Genomic DNA, 23,934 nt, shown 5'->3' on the forward strand with positions numbered 1-23,934 from the left:
TCCTCAGCGCAGGGCATTCAGTCGCTCTTTCCATTGGGCCAGCAAACCATCCGCAAGGCCAAGGTCTGTTCCAGCGGTAATAACTTGCTTGGCGGTGTTCCTTATCTCCGGTTCTGCGCTTATTAAAAGTTCGCGTAGTTTGAGCAGATTGCCACGCTGCTGTGCTTGTTCCAGGGTTTGCCAAATAACCGGGTTGTAGTGCGCTTCCACGCACAGCAGTATGTCGAACACCGCGCCAATGGCCTTCGGTTCTCTTGGCAGAATATCGGCAAGCACCTTTATGGCTCTTTTTCCTTCTTCACTGTTTGCTTGTCGTATTTTTGCAAGCGAATGCACGTTCACCATGCGCAGAAATACTGTGTGCTCATCCTCTATCGCAGGTGGTAGTCGAGGTTCCGCGGTACCACCATCAGATGCATCGGGCAGGGAGTCAGGATCGGAACCTTTTGCAAGAACAATTGCGCTGATACCTGTTTCTGCAACTCTGACCGCCCGGCGAACATAAAGCAGGTTGTCACTATCTGTTCGTTTCCAGATATCGGCCCAAACACTGGCATCGGTATCAAGAGCGTGGGATGCGCGGGTTCGGTATAGCCTTAAAGCCAACGGATCCGGATGTAAAAATTGTCTTTCAATGTTCGGTGTCTCAGATACCAGTTGCCTGGACAAGGTTTGGTAATCTGCATCGGAAAGCGGTGCCAATACCATGATGCCGAGATTGGCGTCCCTGGTAAGATCAATTGGTGGAAGCGCCATTGACTCCCGCCGGATGAGATCAAGGTCTGCCGTCCTGACAGGCGTGACAGAAACATCGAATGATTCCGGGAAATAGTTTTGCAGGCCAATTTCAGGGTCCAAGGTGTTTTTCGGCAGTCGGCCAGCAGGAGGAATGACCTGAAAATAGTCTGAGGCCGCAAAGGGCTGTGCCAGCCCGCCTGCTGCACGATACTCCGTAATATCGTTCAGTAGTGACTGGTACTGACGGTAAAGATCCTCTTGCAGGTCATCATGGTCTGGTTCCGGGCGGACCGGGTGTCTTAACAGTTCGCTGTCGACCCATTGGGGTGTGTCGTTGGTGATAGACAACAAGCCGAGAGCCACTGAATCTTCGGGTATAACGCTGCTGGCAAGTTTATTGTCCAGCAACTCTGCCATCAGCCGGGCCCTTAACCGCAGGGTATCCGTGGCGGGTAACGGAAGGGGCAGTGGAACCAGACCCAGCTGGACCGATTCAGTTACCAAAGCATAGTCCGAGCCCCGGCGGCTTTTCAGGTCTGTAGGGAACACCTCGGCAATATCCGTGGGTACGTCTACATAGCGCAAAACCACGGCATAGAGACCGCGATTTAAATGGGTATGCTGGCCTTGGTTGAGCTGTGATATCAGGCCCCTGTCTCCCGGGTTTACCGTCATTCTGGTACCAAGATGCAATACTCTCCCCGCGGGTGTCATGGCATTGCCGGGTTCAACAATAAGACGGTAAGGATTGGAGCTGAAGCTTAACTCCAACCCCCTGATGATGCCGCTGCCCAGGGCTTTGCCAACTTCCCGCAGCCGTTGATCCAGGTATATCTGGTCGCGTTCCAGGTCTTCTGCTGTCAACAGACGGCCATCGAAGTAATGGGTTCGTGTCATCCGCGGATCAATGTCCGCCAGTGTCTGCAGGTTGTCGCCTCCGGCAATAGGATCGCCGAGTGGCTGAAAGAGTATGTCGCTCATAACCGCTCCTTGTTAAGCCTGTTATCCGTTACTATTCTGGCTGCCGAGCCAGGCAAGCTGGCTGGCAGTTGCCAGAAATGGGCGGACAAGATTGTTGATATGAATCAGACCCGGATTAACCACGGTATTCAGCGGATCGGAGGTTTCGATACGAATGCGGGCAAGCAGAAGACGAGCGCCATTTTCCAGTTCATGGGCCAGGTTGCGTGTAGACAGCCCACTATCTTCCAGCGAGTGAAGCAGTTGAGCATGCAGGGCCAACTGCCTGCCGGCTATTGCGTTGCTGGCCTGCAAGTCGGTTAACGTCTGTTGTTCATCATCAGACAGTGTTGGCAGTTCATCCTGTATCGGGTTGTGGCTTCCCCAGGGCTTAAATCGGCCATCCGGTGAGCCAGGAGGTAATTCCGGAATCAGTTCCAGTTCAACGCTGTCGGCCGTCCGGCTGGGTTGAACCGCATCACTGCCCGCATTTATTCTTCGGGTAAGAACCGGTTGCCGGGCGATCGGGCAGTCCTTGTGGCGCACGGTTACTTTAAGCCACAGCTCACCGGCGTCGCTGTCGTAACCTTCAAGTAATCGTTCATTGGGCTGAGCCGCAAGCCACTGTGCAAGCCGAATGCAGTGACTTTCGTGCATCATGACTTCCCGGCCAAGACCGTCTATGCCTGTTCCAGAGCTCACCCTAAGCTGCAGGCCGGTTAAACTGTCTGCAGTGTTATCGTGGGTGCCGGGTGTCATGGTCACACGCATGCCTGCCAGGGTGCCGTAACCGTTCAGCCAGTATTGATGCCGTGTGAGCCGGCGGCGGTGATAAGCCTGCTCGTCTCTTGTGGCCTCAAGCCCCAGCATCATACCGGCCTCATAGGCAACCCGGCGCAGCGGCTCCGCCAACTGATCGTCCTGTTCGAGTGTGGGCAAGTCCTCAGCACTACTCATGTGGCCTCCTTGTTATCAGGTTCTGGCGTGGACATCAGCGGGGGAAAACGCTGCAGGGTTATGCAGCACGCCCTCTCGTCCAAGCCAGGTATTATCAAGTTCTACCGGTCGTACTGCGGGCCGGTTTTGCATAAAAGTGTCTACTTGCAGCAGGGGAGAGGTGCCCAGAACAAATGGTTGCTCGCTCTCTACAAATTGCCATTGGACATGGGCGGGCATACTGTCGGAAAGGATGTCGCTGACCTGAGTGCGAAGCAGTATCCCGGGCCCGTTCAATACAACACTCACCTTGTGGCCGTATTCCTGGAAGAAGGTTTCTACGGCCTGGTTTTCATCTTCTTCTTCTGTCAACTCTGGCGCGAACAGAGAAAGAAATTCCCGGGCCTTGATGTCGGCAAGAATCAGGCTCTCACCGACAATGCTATTGCCGCTCATACCGGTACCAAGGGTCAGAGGGTGATCTTTGTCGTCCATGTTTCGGCCAAGAATGGTGGCCATGGTGCGACGCAGCCTGAAATTCTCTACCAGTACTATTTCGCCGCGGCTGACCGCTCCGTCGCAGGCTATGTCCAGAGCCAGGTTTGTAGCTGCGAGGGTTCCCTTGTATTGCTGCATAACCGTTGCGTGCTTTAACCAGCGGCGTTGGCGCTCCAGTGGCCAGTGACCGGGAAGCTCTGCGCCTATGGCGCCTGACAACCAGTGCAGGTGTTGTGCGGGCGCGGAATCCGGGTGTACTAACTGTTCGCAGGCAGCGATGCGACCTTCCAGGGGGGTCAACATGCCTTCAAAACTGGCTAACAGGCGTTCGCGAACATCAGCGCCATTGGCAGGCCCGGTAGTTGCTCCATCACTACGACGCTTTTCCTGTTGGTATAGCTCAGGAAAGTAACGTTGTTGGTATGAAAAGCGTGGGTGGTAAATGCGCAACGCATGCAGCGCGGGAGTCTGTCGCGCTGTTCCTCTGAAGTGCACCTGCAGCTGTAAATAACGCCCCCGGAGTTCCCGTACTTCTCCATCTGGTGCCTGCAACAGGATTTCGAACAGCCCTCGTCGCCCAGGTTCGTGCCCGGACAACGCAGACTGGAAAGGCAATTCGGAAGGCAAGCTGTTCCACGTGGGCATTGGCTGATCGAGAAGCGCAGTTGAAGTGCGATCGTCTGGATGGTCATACACACGTACAGAGAGCCGGAGGCTGCAGCCCACAGGAATACAGGCGTCAAGGTACGCCCTGTGCCAGAGGGTATCCGGGTGGCCGGAATCAAGTGTGTGAGCCAGCAGGGCACTGGACTCACTTTCATAGCAAACCTGGCGCAGAGGGTGGAGTTCCCGGGGGCGCACGGGGCTTGCCTCAAATCCTGGGCCCGAAGAGGCCTGATAGCGGAGTTTTCCATCAGCACTGGTCACAAAACGGGGTATGGCTTGGGACAACATCGGATAGCGTTCACGAACTAACTGCGCCCTGTGGTTACCGTGCTCATTGTCCCGTTGCAGCGTGAGTACAGGGCAATCCCGGTTTGCATAATCCTTGTCGTCATCTTCCCTTGGTGCCAGGGCTGCCAGCCGCCCGTCTCTGGTAACGGCGAGGTCTATACACAGGGGAAGTTGCTCATCCATCCCGTACTGGAGCCATGAAATATCCGGGCTCAATGTTAATGGGCGGACGAATACCGATTGCACGTTGTCTGCTCTTGTGCCCAGGACGTACAGGTTTTCGTCATCGCCGCAAAGTGCCAGTGTGTGTTCAGTTTCAGGCAGTGCCTGTTGCCAGGACATTGATAGCTGGTCCGGATTGATTGTTTCTGGTTCGAAACGGCCAGGTTGCGGATTATAGGGCAGAGGTAATGGCTCACCTGCGCACAGCATGAGTTGGCTGGCACCAAGGCACCAGGAACGATTCTCTGGATCCAGCCAGACCCGGTGTGCTTTTTCCGGTAGTGAACATTGCGCTTGCCAGCGTTTTCCCAGATGAAACAGCGTTAGCCCGTGCAGGTTCTCTCCGTTGCTCCATGGCAATGCCAGCAGGCCTTCCCGATTCAGATTCATGTCGAGGTACTGACAGCCATCTGGTGGTGATACCTCATCCAGTTGGGCGTCTCTCAATGGCATGTCGCCATGGCCGCTGTTGAACAATACCCGGGTGCGATCATCTGACAGGTATGCAATCTGGCCAAAACTATCCTGTGCCATCGGCGTGGCTGACTTCCATACTTCCATGGCTGTGTCGGGCATTATTACTGGAATGCGCAAAGCTTGATTTTGTGCGAGGGTCAGCGCCTGGCGTAGCGGGTGCCACTGCAGTCGAGCCGAGGCATTCGAAAACTCATCGGCGGTGCGTAGCAGAAAATACCGGGTGCTATTAATGTCCATATTTCACCTAGCAAAGATTCGGAATAACCGGGACGGCAATGCCCTGAACAGATACCGCCTGTTCGCCCGATGCAGGGCCTATGCCGTCGGGTAGTTTCAGAGAGCCTGCCCCGCTTTCGATTCGAACACCGAGCAATTCCGGTAGCTGGTAATCTGACAGTGCGAGCTGCTCTCCCTCATCCAACGGTTGCCACGGAGCTTTTTCGTCAGGCCGGGTGTAAAGCGCGAGTCCATGCCAGGATTGAACCCCGTTTACCCGCGCAACCTGGGTTGCAAGCTCGTTGGCACTCACTGCCCGCCCCATGGGCCAACCCTCACCGTCAGCGCCGCCAGGTGCGAGAGGCCACAAATACCGAATAAGCGCATCGCGAATATTCTGGAGAGTTTGCTGTTCCGTTTGCCGGTCTCTGACTTCGACTCGCACAGAAACCGCCACCGGAATAAACTCGGGACTCAGCACATTCAGTTCCGTGCCGATGGTAATACGCTCAAGCAGATACCCGAATACATCCTTGAGTAAACCGCGGGTGGGCCGCGGAGTGGATCCGAGGGCGGGCGCCAGTGGTGGAAGCACGAATACGCTAATTGCACCTGGTACATTTCTGCGCACGGCGTGAATGCTGCCGCCTGGAAGAAAACCCGCAATGATTTCTGCGCGGGCAACCGGATTAACAGGATTGCCCTCGGTAATTACTTTGAAATCTGCAGCCGTAACGGCACGATTGCGGTGGGTTAAAAACTTAGGGATGCGTTTCTCCGCTTGTTCGACGGTTTCTGCATCCCGCCCCCCGGTTAATGGCCATAGGTGCCTTACGCGCAAGCTGCTGTTTCCGACAATTTCCTTTATGGACCCTGCTGGAAGGTTGGTTTCCTGGCCGCCGCCGTAACGGTATTCGAGGGCACGAACCCGGACCCCGGCAGATACCCTTCTGCCAGCGGAGACACCATCACCAAAATACACATAGCCCGTTTGCGGATTTAGCCTGTACACCCTTGCTTCCGGGGACTGTCCGGCGAGGAAATCTTGCTGCTCCCAGGTTCGCCAATGACCATTTTCCTCTACTTGCAACTGAATTGAGGCTGCATCAACCTGATTGTCTGGCAAGACGATCACCTGGTCAGGCATACCGGTCCCCATGCCGACTATCTGATTGGTTCGGAGGCCTTGGGCAACAACATCTACCCCGTTGAGATCCAAATAACCCAGCGCCAACCCGGGTTCATCCGGGCATCGCAAGCGCAACCAGAAAGCGGTGCGAGCAGACTCTTCCGGATCTTCCAGGGCTGGGGGCAAATCCTGAAACCCGGTGAACATCGGATCTGCATCGGTAAAGCTCTGCAGCAGGTGCGGGTTACGGGGAATTCTCAAGCGAACAACACCAGCCAGGCGTCCACCACCGGAACTGTCGGCAATTATTTCCAAAGGGAGAAAACGCGTCCTGCCATCGTTGCCTTGATTTACCAACTCCCAAACCAGAGTCCGGGGTGCAATGCTGTCGACCAGATCGTCGGGCTGATCATCAGCGGGAGCTATTGCAATGTTGATAACGATGCCAGCCAGGTTGTCTCTGAGAACGCTGAGTTGGCCTGCGAGAGCTTTTGGGGCGACGCAGGCTACGTAAAGCGCTTGATCGAGACTGTCAGCCAATGCCAGAGCTTCCCGACCCACGCTGAACTGGCGGGGGCGAAAAGGGGTCGGCTCTTGCCCATCGGCCAGACCGAACTGTTCTTTCAAGTCACGGGGCGTGATGCCTAATTCGCCCAAAGCTTCCGGCCCAATAACCTCTTTTATCAATACTCTGCTGCTCAGGTTTGTGGGCTGCAACTCTCCACTTGCGGTCAGAAACTGTTTGCCGCCTCTCAGTTGGGCACCATCTCGCACTAGAGCAGGCAAGCTTGCACTGCCTGGTGCACTGTCGATGCACACAACGCCCGTGGCAGCCTTAGCGGGGCGCACGGGTACCTGAAGCAGATTCAGAAAGGCTCGCCGTTGGCGTTCTGGAATGAGATTTGCCCGGTAGAGAATGGTTTCGGTAAACCACGCAAAAAGATCAGTGATTGTGTGTATCGGATCACCGGGGCTGATCTGGGTAAGTTCCGGAAGGTGGGCACCAAGACGCTCTCTGGCTTCCTTAACCAAGTCGTCAAAGCGTCTGTCATCCAGATTGGGAACAGGTAATGGCATAGACAGTCCTCTTTATGCACCCAGATTGAGCGTGAAACCGAGTTCCGCCATATCCCGGCGGTGTTTCAGCCGGTAACGGATATTTATGTGTACATCCGAAAGTCGCTCAGCACCGCCCGGCTGCACCAGCACTTGATCTACGACCACTCTGGGCTCAAGCAGTGCAAGATTCTTGCGCACTACACCGGCAATCAGATTACGTGTCGTTTCGTTATTGGGCTGGTGTACAAAATCAGGTAATCCAGCGCCGAAAGTGGGCTTTTGGATGCGCTCTCCCTGGCGAGTCAGGAGGATATTCAGCATCACCTCGCGGATGCTGGTATCATCTTTGGCCCAATCGAGTTGGCCATTTTCATCAATGCCGCCCAAAGGCCAACTCTGTATGTTAGGTGTAGGTGCCTGCATAGTCGGGTTACCTGTTTATCTTCGGAAAAGGTAAGTAGATTTTCACCCAGGGCAGCCAGAAAAAAACGATATTCAGAAGTGACACCATCACCATGAGCAGAATCATTGCCACCAAGGTGATTACGGGCAAACTGAAGACCAGTATCCACTGCATGCCGGATTGCGATACCTCGCCACCCATGAGCTCCTTGCCGAGCCCTTTTTTTGGTCGCAGTCGCTTAAGCATGGCGAAAGTGTCTGAAGGCGTGAGAAGACTGGCGCCTTTAGCCATACCTCGTCGCAGATCCCGCATGCTTGGAACCGGTATAGGTGACGGTCGACAAGCTTCCGGATCCAGGGGGCTGGCTACCCGAAACGTTTCTGTTTGGCTGCCTTCGTCTGCCCAGTAAATTTGTTCGCGTCCCTGATCGTTACGGGCTCTGAGGAATGGAATAATCCGGTAGAGATCACTTTTACCATCACCGAACTTGGGCACCGGGATCTCCCTGGCCTGTTCAAGTACAAGTTGTTGGTAACGCTGGCCGAGTAGTTGTCGGAAGGCCAGAGCCTGCTCCTCAGAAACATACAGGTGCCAGGAGATAGATCCTGACCCGTTTGGATTTGGCAAAGGCTGCGTTTCCAGGCCGTTGGAAGAGCGCTCCTCCTGCTGATCCAGCCAGGCAATAAGAGGATTTTGGGCACGCCCGAAACTATCTTGCAGGTAAGCCAATACCGTTTTGGTTCGGTATTTCCGGATCCTGTCGCCCTCTTGTAATTCCTGTGCTGGGATAGACAACAAAACGTGAGAAGGGATGTCGTGAAACCAAATGCTCGAGCAAAGCTCTTCCAACTCACTATTCCCGGCTATGTCAGAACCAACTCGATAGCGCTCTACCAGGAGTTTCAGCAGGCCGAGAAATGCCGGCGAAGTCTCTCCGGAAGCTACCTGACTGGCATGCTCATCCCGCCAGTGGCCACCAGACTGATTTTTGAAACCGAACGGCCAGTGCAACTGCTGTGCATCGAATCTGCCGGCTTCCGTCAGAGCGTCTGTATTGACTGGAGATTCGGCTTCCCGATGATAGCGAAAGCCCCCCAGAGGCACGTATCCATAGAGTAAAGTGTGGTTTTTTCCCTCCATATCCCGGGCACTGAGGATATGCATAGGGTGGGTTTGCTCGCCCGTGTAGGAGGGGTTCGCTGCACGCTTCCCGAGTACACCGCTGGCACAGAGCCTGCGGTCAAGATCCGGATCCCCAGTGTGGGTGGGGGCTGGCTTCCAGCCAAGGGCATCGCCGCCATCCAGCATCCATGCCTGCTCACCCTCTGGTGTTATCCGGCGAACAACAAAACCTGCAGAAGTGACTCTTCGTGGATTCAGAGCAGGTTGCCCAAGCTGATCACAAACTGCTTCACAGCTAACCAGGTGGAAGGTGCGGTGGGTGGGAAGGCGGAGGACTGGCCGATTATCCCATTGGCTGTGTCGCTCTTCGTTTTGCCACTGGCTGAAGGGCTCGCCATCCAGGTGCCCCGAAATTACATCCTGGCGAAATCGATTTATGAAATCCGAATCCAGATAGCGGTGTAACCCAGCGCCGCCCTCGGGCTTGTAGAAGGGGGCGTTAAGCCTGACTGGGTGCAGCTTTTGTTGCATGTTCATGCTTATGCCTCCTACCAGATGTTCCCGGCGCCTGGGGTGTAACTGGTTCCCACTACCGAGTTGGCAATGACTGTGTCTGCCTGAACTACACCGCTGAACCGTGACATGCTGGCATCCACCTGAACCATACTGGCGGATATGCTGACATTTGCAGCGCTGATTTCTACGGGCCCCGAGCTACTCACTTCTATAGAGGTAGATGTGAGCGTGACTTTCTGGCTTCCTCGCTCTATGTTGATTTCGCCTCCGCCACTTTCGCTGATACGAACGCTGTATCCCGAGCGGGTTATAACCTCGAATGAAGGGCCTGAGGCGCTATCGTCAAACTCCATAACGGTTCCGGAAGGCGTTCGCACCACGTAGTGCTCCTCTTGTGGCTCGGCTTCATCCGGGCGGCTCTCGGTGCCAGTCCAGATGCTGCCTAATACCAGCGGCATGTCCGGAGCTGCAAAGGCGGCTACCACTGTTTCACCCAAGCGAGGTATAAAACTGGCCCCATAGCCCTGGCCGGCAGAGGGGGCAATAACGCTCGCCCAGCACTCCAGCTCCGTGGCGTGGAAGCGAACGCGTATGCGACCTCGGTTCTCCGGGTCGGCATTATCAATCACTTCAGCCAGTTGTAGGCTCTGAAGGTTTCCGGGGATGTGACTATTCATGGTTCCGGGTTCCATTGAGCGCGATGGATTTTTGCATGGCTGCGAAAGCCATTGCGGCTATCAAAGGTGTGTCGGCACAGGCCTACCTGCCAGATTCCTGCAAGCCTGGGTGAGACACCTTCAAGCTCGATTTCCTTGCCGGGCTTCAGATTGGGCTCACCCATGCAGATCAGTTCGCCGTGGAGGAATTTACGGGCTTGTCTGTGGAACCCTGCCGAAGCATAAGCTTCTGCTTCAGAATTGCTGCGTGCCATCGGGTGGGGCAGGGTGTCGCTACTCTCCCAACCCAAATCCGCAAGGGTGTCACCGGCTGTTTTTCCCGGGGCAGAGTGCCTGGGCTGATCGGCAGTAGCCTCGACAGGTTCTCCGGTGGTGGGGTTATATCCGGTTACCTTTGAATGCTGATACTGGTGGTTCAGGTCTGCCAAAATGCGGATGTTCAGGGCTCCGTTGCCTGGTCCTAATACAACCGGTTCAGGATCAGGGTCCTCGGGCATGGCTCGCAAAGCTCCACGATCCAGCCTTAAACCCACATCGAACCGCCGGCAAATCCTGAGGGCAAAAGCCAGGGCACTTTCATTCAGCTGATGCCAGTCTGCAGCCACATCAGACACGCGGGTATCTGCTTCCAGCCCGGCATCGCTGGCCAGTGTCTGCAGCAGTTGATCAGGAGTCTGGTCTTCGTGGCAACGGCTCTGGCGAAGCCGGCCAAGCAAATGCAGACGATCTTGTAAAAGCAGGGTCAGCACAGGAGCGGATGCTCCGTATTGCTCTTCAATTCCGGTTACTTCGCCCTCAAACAGCGTAATAGAAGGCGTGTCATGGGCAATATGTACTTGGTCTCCCATGGAAATATGATTGAACAACCAGGATGGGTATGGGCTGCCGTCTGCAAGACCCCAGTTGGTGACTGACAGTTCGGCGCTGGCACAGCCATGCCAGGGGAGCTGAATGGTTAAAGAATTCAGCTGGGCCGCCAGGTCGGCACGGTTTTCGCCGTTTACCGATATTCTTGGGCGAATATTAATCAGTGGCTGGCTCTGCATGGTGATTAGTCCACCTCCAACCGCTGCTGTCGCTCACGCAGTATTTCAAGTTGCGCAAACATGTTGCTCTGATCGCTTCCGCTATCCCGTGGTGCTACCTGTGCCTGGTTATCTGGAGTGGGTGTGTTCGCCACTTCCGCAATAACTTCGTCAATCAGCAATGGCATATCAGCTGCCCTTGTGTCGTTCAGTCAAACCCAACACCTGAATCCCTGGCCGCCCGTCGCGGCCCTTCCATCCAGGGTTGATCCATGTTTTCCCGTAAATCCTTAATGTTTCGATCCCGTGCAGCGCGCAACGATTCTGCACTGACTCCGTCTGTCAGGTCGGCCCTCAGGCTGTGGCTGAATGCCCCCTCAATCGCGCTGCCGAGGCTGGAGGAATTTCCATAGCGAAAAGCCGGGGAGGTCGTGCTCATTGCGTTTTTAACTGCGGTGGTAGTCTGGCTTTTGGCCATCCCCAGCGCTTTGGCAGGGGAAAGGGGAGGGTTGGCAATTTCACTACCTGATGGCAGTCGGGGGTTTTCCACCCCGTTGTAAAGAGCGGTATCGCGCCAGTTTCCTTTTTCGCTGTCACTCGCACCAGAAACAGGACGCGTGCTTTCTTGTGAACCAGTCAGTTTGTTGTTGCCGGTTGAAGTAAGCGTTGGCATAGCCCGTTCAGTCGCAGCGGCATCACGGTTGCGGAATTGATAGCTGTCTTCTTTCAGGGCTAGGGATACAGTTGCTCTTAACGGCGTTCCCTCGGGGGAGAAAAAGTCCAACGTCTCATCGAACCTTTCCAACAGCCCTACAAACTCGAATGCTCCCCACTGAAAAAGGCAGCGACTCGGTGCCTGCCTGTCTTCTGTGTCTTCGTTGAGGAGGTCTCCGGGCTTCATGAACCGGTCGGGAATTTTTCGGGTTAAAAGCCGAACGTCCTGGCTGGACTGCTCTCCAACATAGTCATCGGGAAGGGTAGTATCAAAAATCAACTCAATGCTGAGATTCGAAGAGCTGGATGAAACATATTGAGCTGCTTTACCAGATTTTTGCTGCTCACCGGTATTCAATGAATTGGAGAGCCCAACCTTCAAACTTGTAGGATTGAATTGCACGTCTACCGCGTTTTCCAGGTCGGGGCTATTCTCTTTTCCGGATACGGGTATCAGCCTGCCTCTTTCAGGTTGCTTCATTGCGAGCCCTCCGTTGCAGTTCCCGAACCGGGGCTTGGAGTTCTTTTCAGTTCCAGCCCTTCATGTACCAGATGCAGTTCTTCAATAGCTACCTGGCTTGCCGTGGCGTTCATGTCAGGTCCTTTGAATCGCGTCGCCAATACGCCAGTAAGCTTCCAGGTCATTACCGGGTTGTATTCGTACCCTCCACTCTCTTTAAGAGGGTTACCAAGCAGAATGATTTCTCCGTGCATACGGTAGCCGTAGTTTGCCCCTCTAGTGGTAATATCGAACCAGCTCCAGAGGTCGTTTACGTGTGTAACCCCGCGCTTCAGAACCATTGGAGCAAATCGGGTAACACCGCTTCTTTGATGCTCACCCCAGTTGCGGCCGCCTTCAGCAATGCTTCTTGGTTCCATGGTTAGCTCAAAACCGGAAACTTCGCTGAAGGACCCACTGCACAGCAGATCGCCGGAACGGCTATCATGCAGGTTGACGAGAAAGCGAAAAGGTACGAATTCAGTCATTTTTCAGCTCTCCCTGCCATTCGCCGAATCGGTTGGTGAACGTAAGGCGAATCCTGTCGATGGGCAACGAGGGGGCCAATATGACTTCGATGAGGATCACTCCCTCCTGGCTCTGTGTTTGCTCTATGTAAAACGCCTCTTCCGGGAGCCCGCCTCGAAGTGCACCTTGACGATGCAGTTGGCGCAGAAAGTTTTCCAAAGCCAGCCTGGGAGCAGAATCACGGTGGTCAGCGCGAAACACCAGGCGTTCGCCCAGTTGTTTTAGTTGGCGACGCAGGTGGCCCAGAAACCGCATGATCTCGGCGCTTCTGAACGAGTCATACCTGTCCTGCTGCTGGAAATAACTGTAGTCGTCAGGGTGCAGCGCGGGAACAGCGAGACGCTCATCATCCAACATCACGCCCTGAGGTTTGCGGGTTAACACACTGATTCCCGGATTATTCCTCAAGGCCGTTTGTGAGGGGATCGACTGTAGCGGGAAAGGCTCGCCGCTGGTGACCAGAACCTGGCCGGCAATGGATCGCCAAGGGCCCTGAGTTTGAGCCACTCTGGATTGGGCACCTGCAAGCACTCCACTGGGGCTTGAAAGCTGCCCATTGGCTCGGGCCAGGTAGGGGAAAACAAATTGCAGCTGCCGCAGCCTGTGGCCACTGGGGCTATTGGCTATATTGCGGATTTTATTCAGAGCCTTGTCGCTGACTGCGGGTATCTGCCGATCCTGATCATAGAACAGTGAGACCGGCCACAACCATTGTATGTCCGGGCGATGCTGATTCAGCAAGGGCAAAAGACTCTTCAATAATACTTCTGTTTCGAGTGGTTCGCTGAGCTGGGGCGACGATGGTTGAAAACTGCTTTCAGAAACCGGTAATGAAGTGGAGCAGGGTACGAAATGCACTGATTCGCTGGTATGGACCGGTGCAGGTACGCCCGGAAGTTTTGCCGGAATTTGCAGGCGCTCAAGATCTGGCAGGACTATCAGTCCAACTTCGGGTATCACCAGAAGGGATGCGATACCGCGTAAAGAACCTGTGTTATGAAGTGCTACTCCGGGGTCGGGAAGAAATGCATTGTGATCTTCATCTTCCGGTACAGCAACGACCCATAAGCGCGTGCCACCATTAGCAAAAAAGTCATCTACACAGCCTGGTAGCCAGGCGTTTGATCCTGCCAGTGTGCTTCGATAGTTGGTTGTAGCAGTTGCGGCATCCGGGAATATGTCATGAAATTCGGCACTGGAATTTATCGGGATTGGCAAATGAAAAATAGCTTCGTCAGCCTTCTCCAATTCAGCGAGCCTGCTATCAAACCCGGCAGAACGAATTGCACTGATTGCCTCAGGGAGAGCAAAAAGCCGTTCTTTTCGCACTCTCCCGGGGCAATGGCCCGCCATACCACAGGCCAGAACCGGAATATTGTTCTGGAGGGGGCGAGGGGTTAGCTCAATCCGAGACGCCAACAGGGTTTGCATAAGGCGATCTAATCCTGGGTGATGTGTTCAACTGCAAGCACCAACTCTTCGATGGCAACGTCGCTACCACCTTTTGCAGTCAGCGTTGGCCCAGTCCATTTAATGGGCATTGCGTTGATAAGCTTCCATTGGACTGCTAACTCGCCATGGTTCTCGCTCATCAATTTGATCACCACGTTACGCTTGGCAGTCACGTCACCGGACCGCACCTGGTCCAGCCAGTTATAGAGGTTTTCTGCGCCAATCACTCCCCGCTTCAAGGTGATATCACCGGATTTGTGGATGGCAGGAACCTTGGTAACGTAATTTGATTTATGATTACCGGCCCGGTATTCGGCGACCGTTATTTCCATGTTCAGGCCGGAAACTTCGGAAAAGCCACCGGCTATCTCAGTTTCACCGGCGTCTGAATCCGACAGATCAACCAAGTAGTTGAAAACGCCGTATGGGGTTTCTCTGTACTGTGCCATATCGCGATCCTTCTTGAAGATTCAGGTGAGCATTTTCGGGTGATTCCATTTGAGCTCTTGTTTATCAACTATCGGCAGTTTTCTGGCCAACCCGGAAGACAACAAACTCTGCTGGTTTAAGTGCTGCTGCGCCGACTTCACAAACCAATCGGCCATTGTCCAGATCATTCTGAGTCATGGTGCTGCGGTCACAACGCACGAACCAGGCCGTTTTTTCGGAGCCCAGCAGGCGGCCGTTACGCCACTCATTGAAAAGGAAAGCGTCCACCGCGTTGCGCACGTTTTCCCAGAGCCGTTCACCGTTGGGCTCAAACACCGCCCACTGGGTGGATTTTTCAATGGAGCGTTCCAGGTACAGGAAGTAGCGCCGCACACTCAGGTACTTCCATTCGGGATCATCAGAAAGGGTCCGACCGCCCCATACCTGGTGGCCCCGGCCAGGGAATGAGCGAAGGCAATTAATACCGGTGGGATTCAATAGCTCCTGCTGGAACTGATTGATCTCCTGCGCAAAGCGCAATGCGCCGATAACGGGAGTGTTTGCAGGGGTTTTGTGCACTCCGCGCTGAACATCGGTGTAGGCGTAAATGCCTGCGATAAAGCCTGCGGGTGGCACATTGATTGTCTTGCGGATACCCCGCGGATCGGAGATCACTACCCATGGATAGTAAAGTGCAAGTCGCGAGTCATTGAAATTGGAGCGAAACTCCCGCACTTCAGAAAGCGCCATGGATTCCCTGCTGTCTACAATACCAATGCGGTAACGCATACGGCGGCAGTGCTTTTGCATTTCTGCCACCACTGCCTGATGCTGATTCGGATCAGCTGCCGCAGCCGGAGCCATCACAATGGATATATCTTCCACTTCTTCGAGGGCGGCAAACCCACTGCTGCCGTTCACTTCATCAGTTGCACCACCGTAGTGCAGTGCCTGAGGCGCGTCGCCGTCAGAACCGCCTTCAAGGGTAATCAGAAAACGAGGGCCTTCAACCGAGAGGCCGCTGGGGTTCATAGCCTCTTCATCGAACATGTTGTACAGAGCTAGCAGCACCTCACCAGCGGAAATATCATCTGCAAATTCGCAGGCTACCGGGCTGGTGAGTTGGTCATTTCGGGAATCTGGTTCTGAGGGAAGGATGTGCGGAAGATTGTTAACCGCATCATGCGCAGTAGAAATACCGCTGTAAGTGTGAACGATCGGCCCGTCTGGCCCGCCGCTGTGTACAGCAATGTCAAAGGTTCGCTGAACCATTACTGCTTGCACAGTGTCCGCAGAAGCAGCAAGGGCGGCCAGTGGCAAATCAATATTGCTGTCGACCCCCTCATTCAGTTCGCTATTAATCTGGAAACTGGTTCCTTCAGTATTGATGGCACCTAGCAACGTGTTCCGGTCACCCCAGTGATCACCTTCATAAAAGGCACTTAGGTCAGTTGGTGCTGAGAAGCTAAGCGCGCCGAAAGCGCCACCATCAAGACTGCCTGATGCCGGCTGGCGAATACTGACCCTTGAGAAACGCAACGATTCGGTGTTATCGCGTGACAGTCCAGCAGATTCCAGAAGGGCCTCTCCTTCCGCATTCGTCTCGAAAGAGGCTGGATCAACAGGGGCGTCGTCTTTATCGGTAATCTGGCAGAGGTTCTGATGTATCGCGTAGGCTGTATCGGATACTCGCCGTACCAGCGCGCGGATGGTTACAGGGAAGGCGCCATCAGCAGGGCTAGCCCCTGATCGGGCTGAACTTGTAACTCCGGTGGCTTCAAGAAAGAGGACTTCGTCAACTGCGGGGCTTGAAACTGGCTGTATTTGCAACAGGTTTTCGCTGTCACGCCAATCAAACTCCAGAGTGAAGTTACCCATAGCACCTGGAAAACGGCTACTGAAAGTGACGTGGTTGTCGGTGTCGCTGGCAATACCGAAGCTGTTGTCGGGATCCGGAAAATTCCCCGTGCGGGCTACGTAAAGCAGCTTGCCACCATTATCGAAGAAGGACTTTGCAGCGATGGCGGTGTAATTAAGCGTGTGCTGTCCACCCAGAGTCAGATCCTGGATGTCACCATAAATCCGGCGGAAGTCGGCAAAACTGGTTACAACCTCAGGGCGGCCCCGAACTGGCCCGAACCGTGTAGGCCCGACCATGGCCGCAACACTGGTGCTGACTCCCTCAATGGAGCGGGAACGAAAACTGACTTCCTCAACAAAAACACCCGGTGCCAGATAGTTAGACATGCGCTTCTCCTTACAAAAAGATAAGGAACCGGCAGGGTGGGGGACTTGCCCGTAAGCTAAGCCAAAGAGGGCAGTCCGTTTTCCAGAAAAACTCTGACTGGTTCCATTTTACAGCCGTTATAACCGTTTACTTCTGGTACAGGTGATGGACGTCTGTTTACTCCCTGACCTTCACCATGTAACCGAATGTACCTAAATGTGTATGTATGTGTATATGTGCTATTTGCATACACTTACCTGACAACAAGGACATTTAAATGACCAGATTCTGTATTATTTAATTAACAAACAATCAGTTATAACTTGCGCAAGAGTTATGAAGGAGTGGAAAAGTTTAAACGAAATGTTTGCGGCTACTGGTTTTACACCTGGCTGGTGTCTGGCCGGGGTTGAATGCCAGTCATATGCTTGCATTACACACATAACCGGTCTTTACTCGAAAGAGTATAAACAACATGACTCACTGTTGGCGGCAGGGGAAATGAATATGACAACCAAAACCGCAACACGCCCAACTCTGAAGTACTTCAAACCCTCAGAGTTCCGCAACTGGTATTCCTTAATGAACACCGATCTTTTAGTAAAGCTCGACGCCTTTCGCGAAGCTTGGGGTGCACCGGTTCGGATAAGCCCGGCCTCAAAAGGCATTGGTCGACACGATGGTCCAAACGGCACCAGCCAACATAACGTCGACAGGTGGGGTGAAGTCCGCGCAGTTGATGTGTTTCCGCTGATTGAAGTCCGTCCGGGCGACTACAGCTACATGGAAAGCGCCGCTGATCGCCAGCGCGCCTACGACACAGCCAAGCAGGTAGGCTTCACCGGCATTGGTCTTTACACAGATACCCAGCCTGGCAACATGCTGCACGTTGATATCCGAGAGAGAAAAGGTGACGGCCAGGTCGCCATTTGGTCACGCGTGGCAGGCAATTACGAAAGTATTTACGACGTACTGGCATGAACTTAACAAACTTAAAGTAGAATCCGGAATAGATGGCAGATTCTGATTTCCACCCGAAGTACTATACCGAACGTCGTTCTTACCCACAGTTACTACTGCGTATAATGTATATTATGTTAAACCAGGTGCGGTGTTCATTTTAGTTCACCAGATTTTCTAGGTTTTGTCTCCAGCCCTTTGTTCTGGCCTTTTGTCTCAAAACGGCCAAAATTAGGTGCCCTTTTCTTACGCGCGGTTTTAAAGTTGGTTCATGACACCCAGAGCGTGTGGAAATGGATGCCAAGGATCGGTTTCATCTCACAAGATTTTCTTACCACAATCACCTGACAGCAGTCGTTCTAGATCGCGAGACGGAGCTACCCGCGTTGTTGCCTCTGATTTATCTGCAGTCCTGGGGTTTGTCTCGAGCCATTAATACAGTTCAGCAGCACATGGTGTCGATTTGCCAGTGGTACAACTATTGGCAAACTAAACACAATCGTTCCTTTGATGAAATGGTGTTTGAGCGTGATACCTACGGAGCTAGCCTGCTAGCTCCACTCAACGCATTAGATGCGGCACTCAGTGATTACGCCGGTTTCACTGGATATATCAATGGCGGCCAGCGACATGCCGACATTGGAGCAGAAACTGGGCTTCAGTTCGTTATCTCGTCAGCAACGCTCGATGTTCGATTGGGCTCCTTAACGCAGTTCTTCCTCTTTCTTGTAAAGCGGTATGTTTCTAGTCGTTACACAGGGCTCAACTCGCGTGAACAAAAATCCCTGTTCGACAGTTATCGCTTTCGCTTTCAATCAGCGCGTCGAGATGCCTGTGGTCGCCTCAGTGTCCGAAGCAGGCAATCGTTCAAGAACACTTCAGGCACGCAGGTCATCGTCCGAGAACGAAGCCTGACCAAACAGGAAATGGATGCGATCGTTCTTTGTGCTAGGCCATCAACATCTCGTTTGGCCAACACTCTGAATCCTTGGCAGAAACATCCGGACAGCTCTCAGATCGCCAAGGTTCAGATTCGAAACTATTTGGTTATTCGGCTTCTATCAAACTACGGATTGCGACTCGGTGAGCTGCTACTACTACGGACACGGAGTCTTATTCCGTACGAGTCTGGTACCGGCCATGCATTGGCTGTCACGACATACGAAGGCAACGGTGACCCCCGGAAAGTTCCGCCTCGACTCAAAAACTCCTGGTCCGAACGACTAGTGGAGTTGGCACCAGAGGATGTAACCCTGTGGGAAATGTATGTCGAGCACCTGAGAGGGAAGCCCTCGCACCCCTTTCTGTTAGTGAACAGCAGGAAAAACCAAGCGCCCTTATCGATACGAGCAGCTCAAGAAATTTTCGACCGGCTCTATGAGGCATTGGATCGGCACTTCCCTTCCCTTTGTCGCCCCGAAATTGGAGGGACTTTAATTACTCTCAACCCCCATATGTTTCGATTTACATGGGCCACTGAGACGTTTCAGGCTCTAGTCGAAAAAGACAGCTGTGATTTCGAGGCCGCAAAGGATCGACTCAGGCAACTGGGTGGTTGGAGTGACACAAGCCCGATGCCACAAAAATATGCGGCGCGGTATATCGCGAAAAGCGCCAACGACGCAAACGTCCGGCGGGTCAATGGCCTACGGCAACAACACAGACTATCGGACTCTAAGTAGGGAGAGAGTTTTGAGTTCATTGGAAGCGGGCCTGCAGGCCTCGAAAAGGATTTTCACACATGAATTCACCGCCGCAATTTCGGGCCTCTACACCCGTAGGTTCATATCTCTCTACGCGACTGACCAGAACGATACTCAGGTGTTGGACACCTCAGCCGAGATTTGGAAGGTAGTCTCAGGCGGCACGCATTATTCGCTAGATTTCGAGAGACTCTCCCAACCGGTTGGACGCTCGGAATTGCTCCATGCAGATGAGTTTGTCCAATTCATGAAGTGGGCCAGTGCCAGATTCCTTTCTTCCTATTCTGCCGGCTACACCTACAAAATGGTTCTCGCGGCCAAGGAACTAATTCGCAATATATCGAGCTTCGAGACGGGCTCTTGTCTTAGTTATCTGAGGAGCGCCCGCGATCGTGAGCTCTTCTACCCATTAAAGCGACTGATTGCGTTGTGTTGCGAATACGACCTCCCGGGGTTCAGCGTTGATGATTTGTATCTACTGGATGAGTTGTCACCCCCGGTTGGACCAGATTATTGGCAAGCCTATTACGATCTCGAAATCAAACTAAAGCCTGCGATTCTGCGGTTTGTAGAAATGGGAATCGGGCGCGACATAAATCGCTTGGGCCTTATGTCGACCTCAGATCTGCTGGGGCTGGCTTCCCTGGTGCTCTGTCTCGAGACGGGCATGCGCCCTACTCAGCTCTATAAATTGAAAGAAGAGGACTTCAGGAATCGAGACTTCCGATATTTTTCAATTACCGTTCCGGCAGCAAAGCAAGCCAAACGGGTCGCGAGAGTGCCGTTCGAGTTAGATGTGAGTCCCGAGGCTGGCAGCATCATTGCAGAACTTCTCAATCGATCCCGGCCAGATTTGGCAAATGGTCAATTGCTTCGCCGGGTTGATGGCGACATCTCACTAGCAACCACTTTTGACGGCTTAATCAACTCCAGGCTGCGTGCCTGGGCCGCCCGCAATTTCGTAGGCCCAATGCCAGAAACCGCCGAGCTCAAGGATTTCCTGCGCCACCTCCCTCACCTGACGGCCTATGATTTCCGCCACCACGTAGGCCATAGTCTGGCGATGTCTGGCGCATCGGCCGATCAGATTGCCCGAGTGCTTGGCCACAGCAGCACCGTGGCGGCCCGTCACTACATAGCCGCAACGCCGGAATTGGCGGTGATCAAACAAAAAGCTCTTGGTGAAAACGCGGCCTACCAGGAAATGATGGGCATGATTCTCACTGGTGAAATCGGCGAGGAATCCAATTGGCGCGGCCGGAAAGTCGCGGGCATGGTCGATAACCGTTTATTTACAGGCATTGGTGGATGCAGTTCCAGTTCCTGCGATTTTGAACCGGTCCGGAGTTGTTATGGCTGCAGCGACTTCAATCCCTTCCTTGATGGAGATCACGCCGGCGTCAGAGACGGGTTGAAGGCGGAGGCTGCGAGTCAACTTGCGATTTCAGACGCTGCCGGCCAAACACACCGAAACCCTGCCGTTCTGCAGCTCGAGGGCGTGATTGCCGAGGTTCAGGTAGTGATTAACCACTGCAAGAATCGGAAGGGCTGCCAATGAAGCAGGTTATCGAGAATATCCAGCGCTTCATCCAGGCCCGTCGGGACTATTACGAGGCCGAGATCGAGCCCGTTACCCGGCAACCCTGGAGCGCGACGACCTGGGGTAATCAAAGCACTGGTTGGCTATCCATTCGAGCGGGAAAAAGCTCTATGGCGCACACCGAAATTTCCCGCATGAAGGGATTTGAGAGCCAGGTGATCGCCGACAGGGATTATGTCGATTTCATCAAAGCAGTTGTGGTTCATCAGTATGAACAAGCCTCGGCCCATAGAAAGCCTTCACCCCAGAGCCTGCTGCTCACCCATCTGACTCTGAAACGCATCTATGTTGCCCTCAGAGCGACTCGCCAGCAGACCAATCCAATCTACATCGACACATCGGTCTTCCAGTACATCGACGAAACGCTCGTCTCTGTGGGCTACAAGAACGTCTTCGATGCCATGACGAATGCGAATATCGTCCAGCGGCTGCTGATCCAGGAAGGCCTGACGTTGACGGCGCCACAGTACGAGCACAAACACACAGCGGATAACAAAAAGAACCGCGGTAAAGTCGCACGGAAAGCAGTAGAGGAAGGTGTGGTTGATGACCGATCCCGAGATGACGACGAACAAAGGCTGATCACGTTCGCCGCTCTGAAAGGCTTTGCAGCGATCACGACCAGCCCTCGCCACTATTGGGAAGAGCTGGGTTGCCGGGTGGTGGACCTCCTATTCTGCACCGGTCTGCGAGGCGATGAAGTGCTTTTCCTCCCCCGAGATTGCTGGGTTACCCGCCCTTTGCAAAGCAAAGAGACGGGGGTGCCATTAAATGCAGTAGACGGCTCACCAATGGAGCAGCACGGAATCCGCTATTACGCCGAGAAGCATGCTGAAAACCGCATTCACTGGTTTGAAAGCAATGCCGCGCCAATTGCCAGGCGGGCTTATCTTCGAATTCTCGAACTGACGAACCCGTTTCATCAGCACGCTCGGTGGATCGTTGAATCGGGCGGAAAGCACATCCTGAACTGGAATGAATCCACCGTTACGGAGTCGGACCTGATCAACCACATCATCGAAAGTAACGTTCGATACACCGAGACGAAAGATAAACGCCCTCTCTACCAGCGCCTCCAAAATGGCGTTCGCAGTTGGGTTAAAGCCAGAGAGCTCTCGCCTATCGGATTTCAGACCAAACCCGGGGTTGCCCGGGGTACGGTTCAAGAGCCCATATACAGTTTTTCCGATGTCGAGGAAGTGGTGCGATCGTATCTGCCGGATCCGGCAAACCCGATTAATTACGAATTCCTGGTCGGCCAACGCCGCGTCACCATGCGAATCGACGAACTGCTTTTAGTTGGCCCCAGCAGCCCCATCGGTCTGGCCCGTGGTGCTCGAGTGCTGCCCGCCGTGCAGCCGATGAAACTCGTCGATCTGAATGCCTTCATCGGGGGAAACGCAGCCAATAAAAGCGTTTTCGATGTCCGGGAGTACACAGAGGAAAACGGTGGCCGTATCGAGTGGAAGTCCCACCATCCGCGCCACAACCTGAACACGTTTTTAGCGTTAGCCGGTGTGTCAGAGCATCTGCAGGCCATGATCATGGGCAGGATGGACATCACACAGAACCGCTATTACCAACACCTCACGGAAAACGAGCGCCAGTCTGCCCAAAAGCGGTTGATCGAATACCGAAAAACTCCCCTGCCAAGCACCAACCAACATGGCGATGCCGCGCCTGAGGGTACCGCAAGTTCTGCCTCTGCCCTGGCTGAACTCGGCGACACCCTGCTCACCGAACTGGTACAGGACTTCGGCATTGCTAAGGCCGCCCCGCAGGATCTCGAGCACCCCGTACGCCAGGCGTTTCACGCCTTCGACACCGAAGAGCAAACACTGAACTATGTTTCCGCGGCCCTGGATGCCGACGTTTTGGTCGGCGAGTTACAAAACGACTACAACCTTACTAAAACCCAGGAAGGTCCCGAGCATGCACAAACCTTCATTGAAACCCACGGCCGGGATTTTCATCTGGTGGTGAACGGTGCCTGCACCCGCAACCTGGCACTCCACGGTTGCCCCAAGAAGCTCAAATGCCTCCAGGGCGGCGGTTGTGGCAATCTCCTTGCAACGGGCCGCCCGGGCGAACTGGAGGGGCTGGAGCGCAACTACACGAACATGGCAGCGCATCTGGAGCAGCTTGAGCGGCACCAAGCAAACGACCCCGCTTACGAAGAGGCACTTAAGGAAAGTCGTGAGATGACGAACCAAATGAAAATTACCGTCGAGCGTGCCCGAGAAGCCCGCGACAAGAACCTCGTCTTGCAGGTATTCCCGTCGGGGTTACTCCATAACGTATCTCGCCCGGAAACCCTGGCAGACCGCTTTGCGGCCGCCCTGCCCGGCTCAAATCAGTTTCAGGAGGAAAGTCATGGCGCTGCAAGGTGAAAAGCTGACCAAGGCCATCGAGCACGAATTGATGCTGATGTTGGCGTCCGGCTACGAAGAGGCGCCAATCACACCGGCGGCCCTCCACAAAAGACTTGTTTCGAAGACCATTATCAAAGGCAAACTCAGCTCATTGAGCAGCCGCCGGCCACTAATTGATCGTTACGCCAACCTGCAGATGGAGCGTGCCGGCATAAAAAGCGCCCGTGACAAAAACAGCGCAAAGCAAGGACGAACCCGAGCCGGTTATAAACAGCGTTACGAGGAAAGCCAGCTTGAAATCAGGGCTTTAAAGAGCAAGTTGGATGGGAATATCTCGACGATCATTGACATGGTACGGCACATTGAGTCGACCTCCCCTGTTCCCATAGAGAAGCTTTTGGCGCCGCACCTGCTTGAAGCCTATGTCGGGCGCAATGGAGCCAGTTTAAAAGAAGAATAACCTCTAAACTGAGGGCAAGATCGGATAGCGAAATGCATCTTGCCAAATGATGCAGCAG

The 23,934-nt window shown here is 54.0% G+C and carries 19 protein-coding genes; 5 read left to right on the forward strand and 14 right to left on the reverse strand.

The annotated features are described in order from the left end of the window. Nucleotides 1-3: 3 nt before the first annotated feature. The 14 genes from FE848_RS16950 to FE848_RS17015 form a co-directional block, all read right to left on the reverse strand. Complete coding sequence (locus FE848_RS16950; RefSeq protein ID WP_200205038.1) at nt 4-1,719, reverse strand: hypothetical protein; 1,716 nt, start codon at nt 1,717-1,719, stop codon at nt 4-6. Nucleotides 1,720-1,740: 21 nt separating this feature from the next. Beyond that, nucleotides 1,741-2,655 (reverse strand): hypothetical protein, encoded by a 915-nt coding sequence (locus FE848_RS16955; RefSeq protein ID WP_200205039.1) that lies wholly within the window; start codon nt 2,653-2,655, stop codon nt 1,741-1,743. A gap of 15 nt (nt 2,656-2,670) precedes the next feature. Further along, the gene (locus FE848_RS16960; protein WP_200205040.1) at nt 2,671-5,022 is read right to left on the reverse strand and encodes a phage tail protein; all 2,352 of its coding nucleotides are present in this window, start codon (nt 5,020-5,022) and stop codon (nt 2,671-2,673) included. Nucleotides 5,023-5,029: 7 nt separating this feature from the next. Then, nucleotides 5,030-7,207: a baseplate J/gp47 family protein gene (locus FE848_RS16965; protein WP_200205041.1), complete on the reverse strand. Its 2,178-nt coding sequence runs from the start codon at nt 7,205-7,207 to the stop codon at nt 5,030-5,032. Nucleotides 7,208-7,219: 12 nt separating this feature from the next. Next, complete coding sequence (locus FE848_RS16970; protein WP_200205042.1) at nt 7,220-7,612, reverse strand: GPW/gp25 family protein; 393 nt, start codon at nt 7,610-7,612, stop codon at nt 7,220-7,222. Between the two features lie 7 nt (nt 7,613-7,619). Further along, complete coding sequence (locus tag FE848_RS16975) at nt 7,620-9,251, reverse strand: hypothetical protein (protein WP_200205043.1); 1,632 nt, start codon at nt 9,249-9,251, stop codon at nt 7,620-7,622. Nucleotides 9,252-9,262: 11 nt separating this feature from the next. Then, a complete protein-coding gene (locus FE848_RS16980) occupies nt 9,263-9,907 on the reverse strand; it encodes a phage baseplate assembly protein V (protein ID WP_200205044.1) in 645 nt (214 codons plus the stop codon). Then, nucleotides 9,904-10,953, reverse strand: a complete 1,050-nt coding sequence (locus FE848_RS16985) for a phage late control D family protein (protein WP_200205045.1) — start codon at nt 10,951-10,953, stop codon at nt 9,904-9,906. Before FE848_RS16985 ends, FE848_RS16980 begins: the two co-directional genes overlap by 4 nt. A gap of 5 nt (nt 10,954-10,958) precedes the next feature. Beyond that, nucleotides 10,959-11,120 carry a hypothetical protein gene (locus FE848_RS16990; protein ID WP_200205046.1) on the reverse strand — a complete coding sequence of 54 codons (162 nt, stop codon included), beginning with the start codon at nt 11,118-11,120 and terminating at the stop codon, nt 10,959-10,961. A gap of 20 nt (nt 11,121-11,140) precedes the next feature. Then, the gene (locus tag FE848_RS16995; protein ID WP_200205047.1) at nt 11,141-12,127 is read right to left on the reverse strand and encodes a hypothetical protein; all 987 of its coding nucleotides are present in this window, start codon (nt 12,125-12,127) and stop codon (nt 11,141-11,143) included. Beyond that, nucleotides 12,124-12,633 carry a phage tail protein gene (locus FE848_RS17000; RefSeq protein WP_200205048.1) on the reverse strand — a complete coding sequence of 170 codons (510 nt, stop codon included), beginning with the start codon at nt 12,631-12,633 and terminating at the stop codon, nt 12,124-12,126. Before FE848_RS17000 ends, FE848_RS16995 begins: the two co-directional genes overlap by 4 nt. Further along, complete coding sequence (locus FE848_RS17005; RefSeq protein WP_200205049.1) at nt 12,626-14,104, reverse strand: hypothetical protein; 1,479 nt, start codon at nt 14,102-14,104, stop codon at nt 12,626-12,628. Before FE848_RS17005 ends, FE848_RS17000 begins: the two co-directional genes overlap by 8 nt. Before the next feature lie 8 nt (nt 14,105-14,112). Further along, nucleotides 14,113-14,574 carry a phage tail protein gene (locus FE848_RS17010; protein ID WP_200205050.1) on the reverse strand — a complete coding sequence of 154 codons (462 nt, stop codon included), beginning with the start codon at nt 14,572-14,574 and terminating at the stop codon, nt 14,113-14,115. Between the two features lie 64 nt (nt 14,575-14,638). Beyond that, entirely contained in the window at nt 14,639-16,801 is a 2,163-nt protein-coding gene (locus FE848_RS17015; protein ID WP_200205051.1) for a phage tail sheath family protein, read from the reverse strand. A 487-nt stretch (nt 16,802-17,288) separates the two neighbouring features. Here FE848_RS17015 and FE848_RS17020 point away from each other — a divergent pair, with 487 nt between their 5' ends. The 5 genes from FE848_RS17020 to FE848_RS17040 all read left to right on the forward strand — a co-directional run bounded on the left by FE848_RS17020 (nt 17,289) and on the right by FE848_RS17040 (nt 23,876). Beyond that, nucleotides 17,289-17,762: a hypothetical protein gene (locus FE848_RS17020; protein ID WP_200205052.1), complete on the forward strand. Its 474-nt coding sequence runs from the start codon at nt 17,289-17,291 to the stop codon at nt 17,760-17,762. Nucleotides 17,763-18,034: 272 nt separating this feature from the next. After that, complete coding sequence (locus FE848_RS17025) at nt 18,035-19,423, forward strand: tyrosine-type recombinase/integrase (protein ID WP_200205053.1); 1,389 nt, start codon at nt 18,035-18,037, stop codon at nt 19,421-19,423. Between the two features lie 268 nt (nt 19,424-19,691). After that, nucleotides 19,692-21,002 (forward strand): tyrosine-type recombinase/integrase, encoded by a 1,311-nt coding sequence (locus FE848_RS17030; protein WP_200205054.1) that lies wholly within the window; start codon nt 19,692-19,694, stop codon nt 21,000-21,002. Beyond that, on the forward strand, nt 20,999-23,434 hold the full coding sequence (locus FE848_RS17035) for a hypothetical protein (protein WP_200205055.1): 2,436 nt from the start codon (nt 20,999-21,001) through the stop codon (nt 23,432-23,434). The genes FE848_RS17030 and FE848_RS17035 overlap by 4 nt, the downstream gene beginning before the upstream one ends. Next, nucleotides 23,418-23,876, forward strand: a complete 459-nt coding sequence (locus FE848_RS17040) for a hypothetical protein (RefSeq protein ID WP_200205056.1) — start codon at nt 23,418-23,420, stop codon at nt 23,874-23,876. The genes FE848_RS17035 and FE848_RS17040 overlap by 17 nt, the downstream gene beginning before the upstream one ends. The last annotated feature ends 58 nt before the right edge of the window (nt 23,877-23,934 follow it).

This window comes from Marinobacter sp. 1-3A (genome assembly GCF_016597775.1).
In the GTDB taxonomy this organism is placed as follows: domain Bacteria; phylum Pseudomonadota; class Gammaproteobacteria; order Pseudomonadales; family Oleiphilaceae; genus Marinobacter; species Marinobacter xiaoshiensis.